The sequence below is a fragment of the Pseudomonas sp. FW300-N2F2 genome (genome assembly GCF_017351655.1).
GTDB lineage: Bacteria > Pseudomonadota > Gammaproteobacteria > Pseudomonadales > Pseudomonadaceae > Aquipseudomonas > Aquipseudomonas fluorescens_AA.
Window position 1 is genome coordinate 385,892 of sequence record NZ_JACNDQ010000002.1, and the last position, 16,755, is coordinate 402,646.

The 16,755-nt window shown below is 62.0% G+C and carries 18 protein-coding genes; 14 read left to right on the forward strand and 4 right to left on the reverse strand.

The annotated features are described in order from the left end of the window. Positions 1–42 precede the first annotated feature (42 nt). From J4E63_RS16460 to araH, 7 genes are all read left to right on the forward strand, one after another. On the forward strand, positions 43–789 hold the full coding sequence (locus J4E63_RS16460; RefSeq protein ID WP_060741242.1) for a FadR/GntR family transcriptional regulator: 747 nt from the start codon (positions 43–45) through the stop codon (positions 787–789). After that, a complete protein-coding gene (locus tag J4E63_RS16465; RefSeq protein ID WP_207282678.1) occupies positions 786–1,661 on the forward strand; it encodes an SMP-30/gluconolactonase/LRE family protein in 876 nt (291 codons plus the stop codon). The genes J4E63_RS16460 and J4E63_RS16465 overlap by 4 nt, the downstream gene beginning before the upstream one ends. Before the next feature lie 112 nt (positions 1,662–1,773). Further along, a complete protein-coding gene (locus J4E63_RS30910; RefSeq protein WP_259333908.1) occupies positions 1,774–1,905 on the forward strand; it encodes a hypothetical protein in 132 nt (43 codons plus the stop codon). Further along, positions 1,898–2,716 (forward strand): SDR family oxidoreductase, encoded by an 819-nt coding sequence (locus tag J4E63_RS16470; protein ID WP_060741244.1) that lies wholly within the window; start codon positions 1,898–1,900, stop codon positions 2,714–2,716. The genes J4E63_RS30910 and J4E63_RS16470 overlap by 8 nt, the downstream gene beginning before the upstream one ends. A gap of 174 nt (positions 2,717–2,890) precedes the next feature. After that, a complete protein-coding gene (locus J4E63_RS16475; protein ID WP_060741245.1) occupies positions 2,891–3,895 on the forward strand; it encodes a substrate-binding domain-containing protein in 1,005 nt (334 codons plus the stop codon). Between the two features lie 75 nt (positions 3,896–3,970). Beyond that, on the forward strand, positions 3,971–5,515 hold the full coding sequence (gene araG / locus J4E63_RS16480; protein ID WP_072406301.1) for an L-arabinose ABC transporter ATP-binding protein AraG: 1,545 nt from the start codon (positions 3,971–3,973) through the stop codon (positions 5,513–5,515). A 10-nt stretch (positions 5,516–5,525) separates the two neighbouring features. After that, complete coding sequence (gene araH, locus J4E63_RS16485; RefSeq protein WP_060741247.1) at positions 5,526–6,494, forward strand: L-arabinose ABC transporter permease AraH; 969 nt, start codon at positions 5,526–5,528, stop codon at positions 6,492–6,494. 646 nt (positions 6,495–7,140) lie between these two features. On the opposite strand, the gene J4E63_RS16490 is transcribed toward araH, so the two are convergent. Next, on the reverse strand, positions 7,141–7,521 hold the full coding sequence (locus J4E63_RS16490) for a Rho termination factor N-terminal domain-containing protein (protein WP_207282679.1): 381 nt from the start codon (positions 7,519–7,521) through the stop codon (positions 7,141–7,143). 66 nt (positions 7,522–7,587) lie between these two features. Further along, complete coding sequence (locus J4E63_RS16495) at positions 7,588–7,902, reverse strand: hypothetical protein (RefSeq protein WP_207282680.1); 315 nt, start codon at positions 7,900–7,902, stop codon at positions 7,588–7,590. A gap of 189 nt (positions 7,903–8,091) precedes the next feature. Here J4E63_RS16495 and J4E63_RS16500 point away from each other — a divergent pair, with 189 nt between their 5' ends. Beyond that, on the forward strand, positions 8,092–8,574 hold the full coding sequence (locus J4E63_RS16500) for a GNAT family N-acetyltransferase (protein WP_060741250.1): 483 nt from the start codon (positions 8,092–8,094) through the stop codon (positions 8,572–8,574). 5 nt (positions 8,575–8,579) lie between these two features. Here the strand turns inward: J4E63_RS16500 and J4E63_RS16505 are convergent, their stop codons facing one another. Continuing rightward, the gene (locus tag J4E63_RS16505) at positions 8,580–9,212 is read right to left on the reverse strand and encodes a glutathione S-transferase family protein (RefSeq protein WP_207282681.1); all 633 of its coding nucleotides are present in this window, start codon (positions 9,210–9,212) and stop codon (positions 8,580–8,582) included. Positions 9,213–9,401: 189 nt separating this feature from the next. On the opposite strand from J4E63_RS16505, the gene J4E63_RS16510 reads away from it, so the two are divergent. The 5 genes from J4E63_RS16510 to J4E63_RS16530 all read left to right on the forward strand — a co-directional run bounded on the left by J4E63_RS16510 (position 9,402) and on the right by J4E63_RS16530 (position 14,572). Then, the gene (locus tag J4E63_RS16510) at positions 9,402–10,382 is read left to right on the forward strand and encodes a 2-dehydro-3-deoxygalactonokinase (protein ID WP_207282682.1); all 981 of its coding nucleotides are present in this window, start codon (positions 9,402–9,404) and stop codon (positions 10,380–10,382) included. 19 nt (positions 10,383–10,401) lie between these two features. After that, positions 10,402–11,022 carry a 2-dehydro-3-deoxy-6-phosphogalactonate aldolase gene (locus tag J4E63_RS16515; RefSeq protein WP_003204208.1) on the forward strand — a complete coding sequence of 207 codons (621 nt, stop codon included), beginning with the start codon at positions 10,402–10,404 and terminating at the stop codon, positions 11,020–11,022. 49 nt (positions 11,023–11,071) lie between these two features. Then, on the forward strand, positions 11,072–12,220 hold the full coding sequence (gene dgoD, locus J4E63_RS16520; RefSeq protein ID WP_003179439.1) for a galactonate dehydratase: 1,149 nt from the start codon (positions 11,072–11,074) through the stop codon (positions 12,218–12,220). Between the two features lie 178 nt (positions 12,221–12,398). Beyond that, positions 12,399–13,709, forward strand: coding sequence for an MFS transporter (locus J4E63_RS16525; protein ID WP_063324934.1), 1,311 nt, complete (start codon positions 12,399–12,401; stop codon positions 13,707–13,709). A gap of 59 nt (positions 13,710–13,768) precedes the next feature. Next, positions 13,769–14,572 (forward strand): IclR family transcriptional regulator, encoded by an 804-nt coding sequence (locus tag J4E63_RS16530; RefSeq protein WP_060741254.1) that lies wholly within the window; start codon positions 13,769–13,771, stop codon positions 14,570–14,572. Positions 14,573–14,578: 6 nt separating this feature from the next. Here the strand turns inward: J4E63_RS16530 and J4E63_RS16535 are convergent, their stop codons facing one another. Further along, entirely contained in the window at positions 14,579–15,631 is a 1,053-nt protein-coding gene (locus J4E63_RS16535; protein WP_207282683.1) for an NAD(P)-dependent alcohol dehydrogenase, read from the reverse strand. Between the two features lie 177 nt (positions 15,632–15,808). On the opposite strand from J4E63_RS16535, the gene J4E63_RS16540 reads away from it, so the two are divergent. Continuing rightward, complete coding sequence (locus J4E63_RS16540) at positions 15,809–16,699, forward strand: AraC family transcriptional regulator (protein WP_103307981.1); 891 nt, start codon at positions 15,809–15,811, stop codon at positions 16,697–16,699. Positions 16,700–16,755: the final 56 nt, after the last annotated feature.

Genomic DNA, 16,755 nt, shown 5'->3' on the forward strand with positions numbered 1-16,755 from the left:
GATTAGCGTGGGCCTCCAATAAGAGTGGTCCGCGGGGTTTTCATGTCCAGCAGTTTTCATGCATCGACCGTCGATTGGCTGGGGGGCTGGATAGCCGCCGGTCAGGTCAAGCCTGGGCAAACCATCAAGGTCGAAGCGGACCTGGGCGAGCAACTGGGCGTCAGTCGCACGGTGATTCGCGAGGCGATCAAGACCCTGGTGGCCAAAGGGATGCTGGAAGTCGGGCCGAAAGTCGGCACGCGGGTGTTGCCGGTGCGCCGCTGGAACCTGTTCGACCCCCAAGTGGTGGGCTGGCTGTCACGCAGCGGCCTGCCGGAAAACTTCGTCGATGACTTGCTGGACCTGCGCCGTACCATCGAGCCGATGGCGGTGCGCTGGGCCTGCGAGCGGGCCACCGCCGATCAGGTGCAGGCGATCCGCCTGGCCTACCATGCGCTGGAACGGGCGGTGGACAGCGGCGCCGATTACAACCGCGCGGACCAGTTTTTCCACGAGTGCATTCTGGCCGCCAGCCATAATCAATTCATCGAACAAATGGTCCCGGCCCTGGGGGCACTGCTGGCGGTGTCATTCGAGGTGTCGGCGGCCGACCCGGATGAACTGCGCCGCACCTTGCCCATCCACAAGGACATCGCCGACGCCATCGCCGCCCGTGACGCGGCGCGGGGCGTCTGGGCCTGCATGACCCTGATCGATAACGCCGACCTGGCGATCAAACGCTTTTACCCCAATGTCATGGCGGGTCGAACAGACGCCGCCGGGCAAGTCGGGAACGGGAGGTTTCAATGAAGTGGATGGCTGTGACGGAACACCGGGCGAAATTGGGCGAAGGGCCGTTCTGGGATGCGCCGACCCAAGCCTTGTATTGGGTCGATATCGCCGGCAAGCAGGCCCTGCGGCTGATCGGCGCGAATGTGGAGATCTGGCAGATGCCCGAGCATGTCTCCGCTTTTATACCGACCCAAAGTGGCGACGCGCTGGTGACCCTGAGCAGTGGCGTCTACCGCCTCGATCTTGATTCGCCGGGCCTGGAACCGCGCCTGACATTGCTGTGCATGGCCGACCCCCAGCCAGGCAATCGCGCCAACGAGGCCCGTTGCGACCCCCAGGGGCAACTCTGGCTCGGCACGATGCAGAACAACATCGGTGCCGAAGGCGAGGACTTGCCGATCGAGCACCGGTCCGGCGGCCTGTTTCGCGTCGGGAGTGATGGCCGGGTCCTGCCCCTGTTGCGCGGGCTGGGCATCCCGAACACCTTGCTCTGGAGCCCCGATGGCACCACGGTGTATTTCGGCGACAGCCTGGATGGCACGGTGTATCGGCACTTTATTTACCCGGAAGGCAACCTGGCGCCTGCCGAGGTCTGGTTCGGTCCGCACCCGCGTGGCGGTCCGGATGGCTCGGCGATGGATGCCCGAGGGTATATCTGGAACGCCCGATGGGACGGTAGTTGCCTGTTGCGGCTGACCCCGGACGGGCAGGTTGATCGGGTGATCGAATTGCCCGTCAGCCGCCCGACCAGTTGTGTATTCGGCGGTGAAGACCTCAAGACGTTGTACATCACCAGCGCGGCGAGCCCATTGGGTCATCCGCTGGACGGTGCCGTGCTGTCGATGCGTGTCGACGTGCCTGGCGTGGCCTGTACAAGGTTTGCTGGCTGAATCCCAAAATATGGGATGTAAATATATATATTGAGATTTTTTGGCGGCCGGGTTTATAGTCGGCTCCATCGGCAATACGCACTCACACTAAAAAAACAAAACAGGTGAAGTGATGCAACGATCTTTCCCCGTACGCCCCGGCGGCGTACGCCGGCCACTGTTCTTTCAAGCGCCTTCGCGCCGGTCATCCGTGGATGCCCGGTTTTTGTCGTGCCTGGGCACAGGAGCCTTGAGCCATGGCTGAGCCCTTGGTCTTGCCACCCGTGCCGGAGCCACCCAAGGGCGAACGCCTGAAGGACAAGGTGGTGCTGTTGACCGGTGCCGCCCAAGGCATTGGCGAAGCCATCGTCGCGGCATTCGCTTCCCAACAGGCCCGGTTGGTGATCAGTGATATCCAGGCGCAGAAAGTCGAGGCGGTGGCTGCCCATTGGCGTGAACGCGGCGCCGATGTGCACGCACTGCAGGCCGATGTTTCGAAGCAGCAGGACTTGCAGGCCATGGCCCGTCGTGCCGTCGAGCTGCACGGCCGCATCGATGTGTTGGTCAACTGCGCGGGCGTCAATGTCTTCCGTGACCCGCTGGAAATGACTGAAGAGGACTGGCGCCGCTGCTTCGCCATCGACCTGGATGGCGCCTGGTACGGTTGCAAGGCGGTGCTGCCACAGATGATCGAGCAGGGCGTGGGCAGCATCATCAATATTGCCTCTGTCCATTCGTCCCACATCATTCCCGGCTGTTTCCCTTACCCGGTGGCCAAGCACGGCCTGCTCGGCCTGACCCGCGCCCTGGGCATCGAATACGCGCCCAAAGGGGTACGCGTCAACGCCATCGCCCCGGGTTACATCGAAACCCAACTGAACGTCGACTACTGGAACGGCTTTGCCGATCCCCATGCCGAACGCCAGCGTGCGCTGGATCTGCACCCGCCACGGCGCGTCGGGCAACCGATCGAAGTGGCAATGACGGCCGTGTTCCTGGCCAGTGACGAAGCACCGTTTATCAATGCCTCATGCATCACCATCGATGGAGGACGTTCGGTCATGTACCACGACTGAACATTCCTGGATTGCGGTGGGAAACTTCGCCTGTAATCCAATCATCATACGATATGACTATTTAGGCCTATGCTGTGTAGCAACTTGATGTAACCGCCCAGCCTGCGCACTTCCACCGTCGGTGGAGCAGACCCTGGACGTTTGGCTTTCAATAAAAAAAACAAGGAGTCAACTATGAATCATCGTCGTGGGATCCGTTCCCTGTGTCGCGCCGCCCTGGCGGTCACCGCGGTCAGTCTCAGCAGCAGCTTGCTGGCGGCCGATCCCGTAAAAATCGGTTTTCTGGTCAAGCAGGCCGAGGAACCTTGGTTCCAGACCGAATGGGCGTTCGCCGAGAAGGCGAGCAAGGACAAAGGCTTCGAGTTGATCAAGATCGCCGTGCCTGACGGCGAGAAGACCCTCTCGGCCATCGACAGCCTGGCCGCCAACGGTGCCAAGGGCTTTGTGATCTGCCCGCCGGACGTGTCCCTCGGCCCGGCCATCATGGCCAAGGCCAAGCTCAACGATCTCAAGGTGATTGCCGTGGACGACCGGTTCGTCGATGCCAACGGCAAATTCATGGAGGACGTGCCGTACCTGGGCATGGCCGCGTTCGAGGTGGGCCAGAAGCAGGGCGCCGCCATGGCCGCTGAAGCGAAAAAGCGCAACTGGGAGTGGAAAGATACCTACGCGGTGATCAACACCTTCAACGAGCTGGACACCGGCAAGAAGCGCACCGACGGTTCGGTCGATGCCCTGAAGAAGGCCGGGATGCCGGCGGACCACATCCTTTATTCGGCGCTCAAGACCCTCGACGTACCCGGTAGCATGGACTCGACCAACTCGGCGTTGGTGAAGCTGCCAAGCGCTGCGAAAAACCTGATCATCGGCGGCATGAACGACAACACCGTGCTGGGCGGCGTGCGCGCCACCGAAGCGGCCGGGTTCAAGGCGGCCAATGTGATCGGCATCGGCATCAACGGCACCGACGCCATCGGTGAATTGAAGAAACCTGACAGCGGCTTCTTTGGTTCGATGCTGCCAAGCCCGCACATCGAAGGCTACAAGACCGCCGAAATGATGTACGAGTGGATCACCACCGGCAAGGAACCGCCGAAGTACACCGCCATGGACGAGGTGACGCTGATCACCCGGGAGAACTTCAAGCAGGAGCTGGAAAAGATCGGCCTGTGGAACTGACGGTCGGTTGATTCAAAAGCGGCCCTGGCCACATGAGTGGCGGGGTCGCTTGATCTCTGTAAGTTCGAGGTGGTTATGCAAGCGCAAACAGCGACACGGCAACACAACATCGGCGGCAGCTTGCGGTTCAACGGGATCGGCAAATCCTTTCCCGGCGTGCAGGCGCTGGCCAATATCAGTTTCGTCGCGCATCCGGGACAGGTGCATGCCTTGATGGGCGAGAACGGCGCGGGCAAGTCCACGTTGCTGAAGATCCTCGGTGGCGCCTACATCCCGAGCAGCGGCGACCTGCAGATCGGCGAACAGACGATGGCCTTCAAAGGCACCGCCGACAGTATTGCCAGCGGGGTGGCGGTGATTCACCAGGAGCTGCACCTGGTGCCGGAAATGACCGTCGCCGAAAACCTGTTTCTCGGCCATTTGCCGGCGCGTTTCGGCCTGGTCAACCGTGGCGTGCTGCGCCAGCAGGCGCTGACGCTGCTCAAAGGCCTGGCCGACGAAATCGACCCGCAGGAAAAAGTCGGTCGCCTGTCCCTCGGCCAGCGCCAATTGGTGGAAATCGCCAAGGCCTTGTCCCGTGGCGCCCACGTCATTGCCTTCGACGAACCCACCAGTAGCCTGTCGGCCCGGGAAATCGACCGTCTGATGGCGATCATCGCTCGCTTGCGAGACGAGGGCAAAGTGGTGCTGTACGTCAGCCACCGCATGGAAGAAGTGTTCCGTATCTGTAACGCGGTGACGGTATTCAAGGACGGTCGTTATGTCCGGACCTTCGAAAACATGAGCGAGCTGACCCACGATCAGTTGGTCACGTGCATGGTCGGTCGCGATATCCAGGACATCTATGATTACCGCCCTCGGGAGCGCGGCGATGTGGCGCTGCAGGTGAAGGGCCTGCTGGGGCCGGGCTTGCGCGAACCGGTGAGTTTCCAGGTGCACAAGGGGGAAATCCTTGGATTGTTCGGGCTGGTCGGTGCCGGTCGTACCGAGCTATTTCGCTTGCTCAGTGGCCTGGAGCGCCAGAGCGAAGGGAGCCTCGTGCTGCACGGCAAGGAGTTGAAGCTGCGTTCGCCACGGGATGCCATTGCCGCCGGCGTGCTGCTGTGCCCGGAAGATCGCAAGAAGGAAGGCATCATCCCACTGGGCAGCGTGGGCGAGAACATCAACATCAGTGCCCGTCCGGCCCATTCCGCGCTCGGCTGCCTGCTGCGCGGCGACTGGGAGCGGGGCAATGCCGACAAGCAGATCAAGTCGCTGAAGGTGAAGACCCCGGCGGCCAGCCAGAAAATCATGTACCTGTCCGGCGGCAATCAGCAGAAGGCGATTCTCGGTCGTTGGCTGTCGATGCCGATGAAAGTCCTGCTGCTGGACGAACCGACCCGCGGCATCGATATCGGCGCCAAGGCGGAGATCTACCAGATTATCCACAACCTGGCGGCCGACGGTATCGCGGTGATTGTGGTGTCCAGCGACCTGATGGAAGTGATGGGCATTTCCGACCGAATCCTGGTGCTCTGCGAAGGGGCCATGCGCGGCGAGCTGTCGCGTGACCAGGCCAACGAATCCAACCTGCTGCAACTGGCGCTGCCGCGCCAACGCGTTGCCGACGCGGCGAACTGAGAGGTAAATCATGACCATTCAAAACAATGCACTGCCGACGGCACGCAAACCCCTGGACCTGCGCCGTTTCCTGGATGACTGGGTCATGCTGCTGGCGGCCATCGGTATCTTCGTGCTCTGCACCTTGATGATCGACAACTTCCTGTCGCCGTTGAATATGCGCGGCCTGGGCCTGGCGATTTCCACCACTGGCATCGCCGCGTGCACCATGTTGTATTGCCTGGCGTCCGGGCACTTCGACTTGTCGGTCGGTTCGGTGATTGCCTGTGCCGGCGTGGTCGCAGCGGTGGTGATGCGCGACACCAACAGCGTGTTCCTCGGCGTCAGCGCGGCGCTGGCGATGGGGCTGATCGTCGGCCTGATCAACGGCATCGTCATCGCCAAGCTGCGGGTCAACGCCTTGATCACCACCCTGGCGACGATGCAGATCGTCCGTGGCCTGGCCTACATCTTTGCCAACGGCAAGGCGGTGGGTGTCTCGCAGGAATCGTTCTTCGTGTTCGGCAACGGCCAATTGTTCGGCGTGCCGGTGCCGATCCTGATCACCATCGCCTGCTTCCTGTTTTTCGGCTGGCTGCTGAACTACACCACCTACGGGCGCAACACCATGGCCATCGGTGGCAACCAGGAAGCGGCGTTGTTGGCAGGGGTGAACGTCGATCGCACCAAGATCATCATCTTCGCCGTACATGGTTTGATCGGCGCCTTGGCCGGGGTCATCCTGGCGTCGCGCATGACCTCGGGCCAGCCGATGATCGGCCAGGGCTTCGAATTGACCGTGATCTCGGCCTGCGTACTGGGTGGGGTGTCGTTGAGCGGTGGCATCGGCATGATTCGCCATGTCATTGCGGGTGTGCTGATTTTGGCGATCATCGAAAATGCGATGAACCTGAAGAACATCGACACCTTCTACCAATACGTCATCCGCGGCTCGATCCTGTTGCTGGCGGTGGTGATTGACCGGTTGAAGCAGCGCTGAAGCTTGCGTCGGCCGGGCTGCCCACGGGCAAGCCCGGTTTTTTTGACCTGATGCAGACCCAACAATGTGGGAGCGGGCTTGCCCGCGAAGGCGGTGGCACATTCGGCATTGATGCAAGCTGACCCACCGCTTTCGCGAGCAAGCTCGCTCCCACAGTTTTTGAGCTCGGCACAACACCGCGACACAGCGCCGATCCCATGTGGGAGCGGGCTTGCCCGCGAAGGCGGTGGCACATTCGGCATTGATGCAAGCTGATCCACCGCTTTCGCGAGCAAGCTCGCTCCCACAGTTTTTGAGCTCGGCACAACACCGCGACACACCGCCGATCCCATGTGGGAGCGGGCTTGCCCGCGAAGGCGGTGGCACATTCGGCATTGATGCAAGCTGACCCACCGCTTTCGCGAGCAAGCTCGCTCCCACAGGTTTTTGTGTCCGGCACAACACCTCAGCACAGCGCCGATCCCATGTGGGAGCGACCTTGCCCGCGAAGGCGGTGGTGCATTCAGCATTGATGCAAGCTGACCCACCGCTTTCGCGAGCAAGCTCGCTCCCACAGGTTTTTGTGTCCGGCACAACACCTCAGCACAGCGCCGATCCTATGTGGGAGCGACCTTGCTCGCGATGGCGTCCTCCCTGACGCCAACGATCACCCCGCTTTGCGCAACGCTTCGACCAGCTCCTGCTTGCGCATCTTCGACCGTCCGGGAATGTTTTTCGCCCGGGCCTCCTTCATCAGGCTGTCCACAGTCTGGGTCCCATGGGAGGCCTTGCTGCTGCGCGGGTGACCTTCGCGGGTCTTGGCGGCGCGTCGGGCCGATTCCTTGCGGTCGGTTTTCTTGGCCGCCGCCGGTTTTGCCTTACCCGAACCACCGGAACGTTCGCCGCCACCGGACTGTTTGTTTACCGTCGCCCAGGCCCGTGCCTCGGCTTCGTTCTGCGACACGCCTTTTTTCTCGTAACTCTTTTCAATGTGTTCGGCCTTGCGTTTTTGCTCGGCGGTGTATTTGTCTTTGCTTCCACGAGGCATGGGCTTTTCCTCCTCAAGTGTCCGGGCAGAAGCTGCTTACTGGCTGGCAGCGCCACCTTCGGAGCCCTAGCCACCGGTCGTGGTTTTCGAACCCACGCCGGTCTCGGCGTTGTCAGGGGCGGTGGAGTCAGGCGTATTCATGCCGCCCTGGCGTCCCATGTCATTACCCTGCACACGCGGATCGGTGCCGGTGGCAGGTGGCTGGCCATTGTTCAGACCGCCGCCGGTGCCGTCGGTATTCAACTTGGGCAGGCCTTGCGTGGCTGGAGAATTGGGCGCCTGTACCGGGTCGGTGGGGCCGGTGCCGGAAGTGGAAGCCGCGAAAGCCACCGAAGACAACAGCGTGGCGAGTGTGAATGCAGTCAGCCTTGAAGTGATCATGGTGTCGCCTCCATTTTTCAGAATGCTTACCCGATCTTGGGCCGTGGTGGTTTTGAGTTGGTGCCTCGGGCGCGACGAACGGCACTTGTGAAAGAAGCTCGCGTCGACGATCAAATAGTTGGATCGGTATGTGACGAGCGCCGCGCAGCGGCTTAGTATGGCGCTTTCAATTGGCTACAAGGCCTGTTCATGTCGATCGAGATCCGTCCTGCGCAACCCAGCGATGCGCCTCAAATCCTTGCCTTCATCACCGAGTTGGCCGATTACGAAAAAGCCCGCCACGAAGTCATCGCCAGTGTGGCCGACATCGAGCGCAGCCTGTTCAGCGAAGGCGCGACCGCCCACGGGCTGATCTGCCTGCGTGATGGCGTGCCGATTGGTTTCGCGGTGTTTTTCTTCAGTTATTCCACTTGGCTGGGCAGTAACTGCTTGTACCTCGAAGACCTGTACATCACGCCTGAGCAGCGCGGTGGCGGGGCGGGCAAGACGCTGTTGCGCCACCTGGCGAAGATCGCCTGCGACAACGATTGCGGTCGCTTCGAATGGAGCGTGCTGGACTGGAACACGCCGGCCATCGAGTTCTACAAATCCCTCGGCGCGCAACCCCAGGAAGAGTGGGTGCGCTACCGAATGGACGGCAAGGTGCTAAGGGATTTCGCTAACGGCCACTGAGCACTTCATGAGTGTGCGGCAGACGCGTACTCGGCAAACCCCGGTCGTTGCTCGAGGCGTTTGCAGTAGGCCGCCACGGCTGGATAGTCGGGACGCTCCATGGGCGCCTGGCGCCACCGGTGTACGGACAGGCCGATGAGCACGTCCGCGAGGGAAAACGCCGTACCGGCCACGTAGGCGCCGGTGCGGCTCAACTGCTGCTCCAGCAACCCCATCTTCTCGTTCCAGCCCTTGATGCCGGCGGCGATGCGCTGTGGGTCCTGGAAGTCCGGATTCTTGCGCACCAGGGCGTGGAAGGCGTAGCCCCAGGACGGGTTGAGCTCCGTGGCTTGCCAATCCATCCACTGTTCGATTCGCGCCCGGGCGGCAGGCTCGAGAGGTAGCAGATCGCTGGGCCCATGCTTGCCCACCAGGTAGCGGCAAATGGTATTGGATTCCCAGAACACGCCGTTCTCATCAATGATCACCGGCACCTGGGCATTGGGATTCAAGGCCAGGAACGCCGGGTCCTGGGTCGAGGCGAAGCCGATGCCCCAATCTTCGCGCTCGTAGGCGATGTCCAGTTCCTGGCAGGTCCACAGCACTTTTCTGACGTTGATCGAAGACGTGCGGCCGAGGATTTTCAGCAGTTGTCCCATCACTTTTTCCCTAGTTGTTTGGCGTCCGGCCAGAAAACGTAGCAGGGTCTTGGACGGATGGCGATTGGCTTTGTAGGTGATGTATTTTTGTCCCAATATATGGGAGTGATATTTATATATTGAGATTTAGTTGATCCCAGGTTTATAGTCCGTCTCACTCACTGCCAAAAAACAAAACAGGTGAAGCGGATGCAGGCGCAATTGATCGCGCTCGATTGGGGGACCACCTCATTACGGGCTTACAAACTCGCTGCCGGTGGCGAGGTGCTCGAGCAGCGTTCGCTGTCGTCGGGGATCATGCAGTTGCCCTCCGGGCCGCGAAACGTGGCCGGCCAGGTGTGCATCGACGGTTTCGAGTTGGCCTTCGACGAGGCCTGCGGCGACTGGCTCGATGCCCAGCCAGGCTTGCCTGTCATTGCCTGTGGCATGGTCGGCAGTGCTCAGGGCTGGCGTGAAGCGCCGTACTGCGACACACCCGCCAATGTCGCCAATCTCGGACATTCCCTACAAACCGTTCGCAGCCTTCGCGGTGTCGATGTGCACATCGTGCCAGGCGTGATTCAGCGTTCGCGCTTGCCCAATGTCATGCGCGGCGAAGAAACCCAAGTGCTCGGTGCCTTGCACAGCCTGCCGGACGAAGCTGTGCTGATCGGCCTGCCCGGCAGCCATTCGAAATGGGTGGAAGTGGCCGATGGCCGCATCGTGCATTTCGATACCTTCATGACCGGCGAGATCTTCGCCGTGCTCAGTGACCACAGCATTCTCGGTCGCACCCAGCAACGGAGTCCGACCTTCGATGGCGTGGCCTTTGATCGCGGCGTGCAAGTGGCGTTGTCGGTGGACGGCCAGATCGGCCCGTTGTCCACCGTGTTCAGCGCCCGCAGCCTGGGCTTGACCGGCGAGTTGGGCGCCAGCGCCCAAGCGGACTACCTCTCGGGCCTGTTGATCGGCCATGAGCTGACAGCGCTGGCCCAGGTACAACGCCGACGCCGCGACAGCCTGCACCTGCCGACGGTGGTGCTGATCGGCAACTCCCAACTCTGTGTCCGTTATCAACGGGCCCTCGACGCCTGCGGTTTCGCCCGGGTGGTCCTGGCCGAACAGGCCACCGAACGCGGTTTGTGGCAACTGGCCGTGGCGGCCGGGTTGCTCGATTCCACCGCCCCCTGAACCTGACTGGAGGTCTGACATGCTCACACAAGCACTGGCGCACAACGGGTTGATCGCGATCCTGCGTGGCCTGCGTCCCGAAGAGGCAGCGGCCATTGGCGAGGTTCTGTACAGCGCCGGATTTCGCGTCATCGAAGTACCGCTCAATTCCCCCGAGCCGTACGAAAGTATTCGCATCCTGCGCAGTACCTTGCCCGCCGATTGCCTGATCGGTGCCGGCACCGTGCTGACGCCGGAACAGGTGGAACAGGTGAAAGCCGCCGGTGGCCAAGTGATCGTCATGCCCCACAGCGATCCGAAGGTGCTGCGTGCGGCGAAGGCGGCGGGCTTGTACCTGTCGCCAGGCGTCGCCACGCCCACCGAAGCCTTTGCCGCGCTGGCCGAGGGCGCCCATGTGCTGAAGATGTTTCCCGCCGAGCAAATGGGCCCGGCGGTGGTCAAGGCCTGGCTCGCGGTGCTGCCGGCCGGGACCGTGCTGGTACCGGTGGGTGGGATTACGCCGGACAACATGGCGGTGTTCGTCGAAGCCGGCGTCAAGGGTTTCGGCCTCGGTTCCGGGTTGTTCAAGCCGGGCCTGACAGCGGATGAAGTGGCGGTACGCGCCAAGGCCTATGTGGCCGCATGGAATGCCTTGAACTGAAGACTTTTCCAGCGCCCCGTGCGCTGCATCTGACAAGAGAGACAACAAGATGAAAATCACCAAGCTGACCACGTTTATCGTTCCGCCGCGCTGGTGCTTCCTCAAGGTCGAGACCGACGAGGGCGTGACCGGTTGGGGCGAGCCTGTGGTCGAAGGTCGTGCTCATACGGTGGCGGCTGCTGTCGAGGAATTGTCCGACTACCTGATTGGCAAAGACCCACGCAACATCGAGGACATCTGGACCGTGCTCTATCGCGGCGGCTTCTACCGCGGCGGGGCCATTCACATGAGCGCCCTGGCGGGCATCGACCAGGCGTTGTGGGACATCAAGGGCAAGGCCCTGGGTGTGTCGGTCAGCGACCTGCTGGGCGGCCAGGTGCGGGATAAGATCCGTGTGTATTCGTGGATCGGCGGCGACCGGCCGGCGGACACCGCTCGCGCGGCGAAAGAGGCGGTGGCTCGGGGCTTCACCGCAGTGAAGATGAACGGCACCGAAGAGCTGCAGTTCCTCGACACCTTCGAGAAAGTCGACCTGGCCCTGGCCAACGTGGCGGCGGTGCGCGATGCGGTCGGGCCGAACGTCGGCATTGGCGTGGACTTCCACGGCCGAGTGCACAAGCCGATGGCCAAGGTGCTGATGAAGGAGCTCGACCCCTACAAACTGATGTTCATCGAAGAGCCGGTGCTCAGCGAAAACTATGAAGCCCTCAAGGAACTGGCGCCGCTGACCAGCACCCCGATTGCCCTGGGCGAGCGGTTGTTTTCCCGCTGGGACTTCAAGCGGGTGCTCAGCGAGGGCTACGTGGACATCATCCAGCCGGATGCATCCCATGCCGGTGGCATCACCGAAACCCGCAAGATCGCCAACATGGCCGAGGCCTATGACGTGGCGCTGGCGCTGCACTGCCCGCTGGGGCCCATCGCCCTGGCGGCGTGCCTGCAACTGGATGCGGTCTGCTACAACGCGTTCATCCAGGAGCAAAGCCTGGGCATCCACTACAACGAAAGCAACGACCTGCTGGACTACATCAAGGATCCGCAGGTGTTCGACTATGACAAGGGCTTCGTGAAGATCCCCAATGGCCCGGGCCTGGGCATCGAGATCAACGAGGAATACGTCATCGAACGCGCGGCCATCGGCCACCGCTGGCGCAACCCGATCTGGCGCCATGCCGATGGCAGTTTTGCCGAGTGGTGAGTCACGCCTGACCCTGTGGGAGCGAGCTTGCTCGCGATGGCGATGTATCAGTCACACATATGCCAACTGACACGCCGTCATCGCGAGCAAGCTCGCTCCCACAATTTGATCTTCGCAAACAGGGAGATCTTCTTCGATGCGCCCGTTTCCTCAATAAACATAAGAAGAGGCACCTCACATGCAAGCGCACACCCTGAGCGCGCAGGCGTCGTTGGTGACGCCCAGCCGCAAGCGTTTTTTCATCATGGTCCTGCTGTTCATCACCGTGGTGATCAATTACCTGGACCGCAGCAACCTCTCGATTGCCGCTCCCGCGCTGACCAGCGACCTGGGTATCGATCCAATCCATGTCGGGCTGATTTTCTCGGCGTTCGGCTGGACCTACGCCGCCATGCAGATTCCCGGTGGCTGGTTGGTGGACCGGGTGCCGCCGCGCATTCTCTATAGCGTGGCATTGCTGTTGTGGTCGGTAGCCACGGTGATGCTGGGGTTCGCCGCCAGCTTCATCGCGTTGTTCGTGCTGCGCATGGCGGTCGGTGCCCTGGAAGCGCCGGCTTATCCGATCAACAGTCGCGTGGTGACCACCTGGTTTCCCGAGCGTGAGCGGGCCACGGCCATCGGTTTCTACACCTCCGGGCAGTTTGTCGGGCTGGCCTTCCTGACGCCGGTATTGGCCTGGCTGCAACACGCCTTCGGCTGGCACATGGTGTTTGTCGCCACCGGTGCGGTGGGGATTCTCTGGGCGGCGATCTGGTACGCGGTGTACCGCGAGCCCCGGGATTTCAAAGGTGCCAATGCCGCCGAAATCGAGCTGATCCGCGAGGGCGGCGGGCTGGTGGATATCCAGGCCGACACCGCCAAGGTCAAGGCGAAATTCAGTTGGTCCGACCTGGGCATCGTCCTGACGCAACGCAAGTTGTGGGGCATTTACCTGGGGCAGTTCTGCCTCAACTCCACGCTGTGGTTTTTCCTGACGTGGTTCCCCACCTACCTGGTGAAGTATCGCGGCATGGACTTCATCAAGTCTGGCCTGCTGGCGTCGTTGCCGTTCCTCGCGGCGTTTGTCGGCGTGCTGTGCTCCGGGTTCTTCTCCGACTGGTTGATTCGCCGCGGTGCCACCGTGGGGTTCGCGCGCAAGCTGCCGATCATTGGCGGGTTGCTGATCTCGACCTCGATCATCGGCGCCAACTTTGTCGAGTCGACGCCGCTGGTGATCGCTTTCCTGGCCCTGGCGTTCTTCGGCAATGGCCTGGCGTCGATCACCTGGTCGCTGGTGTCGACCCTGGCGCCGGCACGACTGCTCGGGTTGACCGGCGGAGTGTTCAACTTCATCGGTAACCTGGCGGCCATCGCCACGCCGATCGTGATTGGCTTCCTCGCCAGCGGCGATTCGTTCGCCCCGGCCATTACCTATATCTCGGTCCTGGCATTGGCTGGCGCGCTGTCCTACATCCTGCTGGTCGGGAAGGTCGAGCGCATCGAGTTGTAGTCCGACGGGGCGGGCGACCATAATGCCGCCCGTTCCCCGCTCACTGTTGAAGGCCGGCTATGCAGCAAGACGATCCAAAAATCACCAAGGACGCCGCGCCTACAGGCACGCAGACATTGCTGCGCGGCCTGGGTGTCGTGCAGGCGGTCGCCAGCGGCGCCCGTGACTTGAAGGAAATCGCCCGGCTGATCGGCACCACCCGCAGCACCACCCATCGCCTGGCCAGTTGCCTGGTGGACGAACGTTACCTGCGCGTGGTGCCGCAAGTGGGTTACCTGCTGGGGCCGAAGTTGATCGAGTTGGGCTTCCAGGCCCGGGAAGAACTGCCACTGGTGAGCCTGGCGGGGCCGTACCTGGACGAGCTGTCGGCGTTGACCGGGGACACCGTTCACCTGGCGATTCGCGAGGGCGACGAAGTCTTGTACCTGCTGAAGAATCCGGGGCGTAACGGCCCGGAAATGCGTTCGCGCGTAGGCCATCGCATGCCGTTGGCGCGCACCGGGATCGGCAAGGCGCTGATGCTCGATGACACTCAGGAACAATGGCAGCGGCTGTATGAAATCAGCCTGCCGGCGGGTGGGAAGCATCAGTTCTGGCCCCAGCATCAGGAGCAATCCTGGGAACAGTTTCAGCAACGGATGCTGGAGTACGTGGCGGGGGGCTATGCCTTCGACCTGGAAGACAACGAACCGTCGATTCGCTGTGTGGCGGCGCCGATCCGTGATGCCGGCAAGCGCATCGTCGCCGGTATCAGCATCGCCAGCACTGTGCCGTACATGCCGCTGGAAAAGATGGCCGAGCTGATTCCCCTGGTCAAAGGGGTCACAGCCCGGCTGTCGGCGGAACTGGGCGCCAAGGTCTGACGAACGTCAGGCCTTGAGCGTCGCCATGTCGATGACGAAGCGGTACTTCACGTCCCCGGCGATCATGCGGCTGTAGGCCTCGTTGATCTGGCGGATGTCGAGCATTTCAATGTCGCAGCTGATGTTGTGTTCAGCGCAGAAGTCCAGCACTTCCTGGGTTTCGGCGATACCGCCGATCAACGAGCCGGCCAGGACGCGACGACCCATGATCAAGTTGGCCGCATGGACTGGTGGATCGATCGGCTCGACCAGGCCCACCAGGATGTGTACACCGTCGAACCGCAGGGTACTGAGGTAGGGGTTCAGGTCGTGCTGCACCGGAATGGTGTCCAGCAGGAAGTGGAAGCGTCCGGCCGCGGCGGCCATCTGCTCGGCGTCAGTGGACACGATCACATGGTCGGCGCCCTGGCGACGGGCTTCTTCGGCCTTGCTGGCCGAGCGGGTGAAGAGCGTCACTTCTGCGCCCATGGCCTTGGCGAACTTGATGCCCATGTGGCCTAGACCGCCCATGCCGAGCACGCCGACCTTGTCGCCGGCCTTCACGCCGTAGTGCTTGAGCGGCGAGTAGGTGGTGATGCCCGCACAGAGAATCGGCGCGGCACTGGCCGGGTCGAGTGCTGCCGGGATGCGCAGCACAAAATGCTCCTTGACCACGATGCTGTTGGAGTAACCGCCCATGGTGTGGCCGCCGCTGATGCGATCAGGGCTGGCGTAGGTCTGGGTCATGCCTTGGTAGCAGTATTGCTCCAGGTCGGCATGACAGGCTTCGCACTCGCGGCAGGAGTCGACCATGCAGCCAACACCGACCAGATCGCCGACTTTATAGCGGGTGACGTCCGCGCCGACGGCGGTGACTTTGCCGATGATTTCATGGCCGGGCATCAGCGGGTAAACGGCGATGCCCCACTCGTTGCGGGCCTGGTGAATGTCGGAGTGGCAGACGCCGCAGTAAAGAATGTCGATCGCCACATCGTCGGCTCGCGGGCTGCGGCGCTCGAACTTCATCGGGGCGAGGGGGGCGGTGGGCGATTGGGCGGCATATCCGATGGCGGTGTACATAACGAACCTCGCTAAGCAGTGAATGGTAGGGCCCCATTGTGGGAGTCCGGTCCATGAACGGCGATGACGATTCCTACGGGTGTCATGCCTAATTCTCCGACCTTGGCCGTGGATTGGTCCTATGTGACGTTAGACCTGCGATGATGTTCCCATCCATTTTTTCGTGAAGTTTTCATCATGTTGTTGACCCGCCATCTCGATGCCAACGCGGCGCTGGTTTCGCTGATCGAACCTCTGGCGACCCGTGACGGTTTTATCCCGACCTCGCTGCCTGGGGTACAAGTCCTGCGGTGCAGCGAGGACATCGCCCGTGGTCCGCAGCTCTACGAGCCAAGCCTGGTGATCATTGCCCAAGGCAGCAAGCTGGCTTACCTGGGACCGCGCACGCTGGAGTACGGCGCCGGGCACTACCTGATCCAGGCGCTGCCGGTGCCGTTCGAGTGCGAAACCTATGCCATGCCCGATGCTCCGTTGCTCGGGATTTCCGTGGCGATCGATCGGGCGATGTTGGGGGAGCTGGTGCTGGCCATGGGGTTGACGCCGGGGCGAAGCCTGGCGGCGCAGACGCCTGAATCCATGACCAGCGCCGCGCTCGATGGTGCTATGCGAGGGTGTGTCGAGCGATTGTTGCACTGCTTGCACGACCCCTTGGAATGCCAGGTCATGGGCCAGGCACGACTGCGAGAATTGCTGTTCGTCGCCTTGCGCGGGCCTCAGGCCGACGTATTGCGAGCGCTGGTGGAGCAGCATGGGCAATTCGCTCGGATTGCCGCGGCGCTGAGCCATCTGCATGCGCATTTCACCGAGCCGCTGAACGTCGAGACACTGGCCAGTTGCGCGAACATGAGCGCATCGACCTTTCATGAGCATTTCAAGCGCAGCACGTTGTTGTCGCCGGTGCAGTACCTCAAGCGCTTGCGTTTGCTCAAGGCGCAGCGGCTGCTGCTCATCGACGGTATGGGTGTGGCCCAGGTGGCACATCAGGTGGGGTATCAGAGCCCGTCGCAGTTCAGTCGGGAGTACAAGCGCTACTTCGAGCGCAACCCCGGGGAAGAGCGCGCCGCCTGATCCTGCGATGTTCCCCTGTGGGAGCGAGCTTGCTCGCGATAACGGTGTGTCAGTCG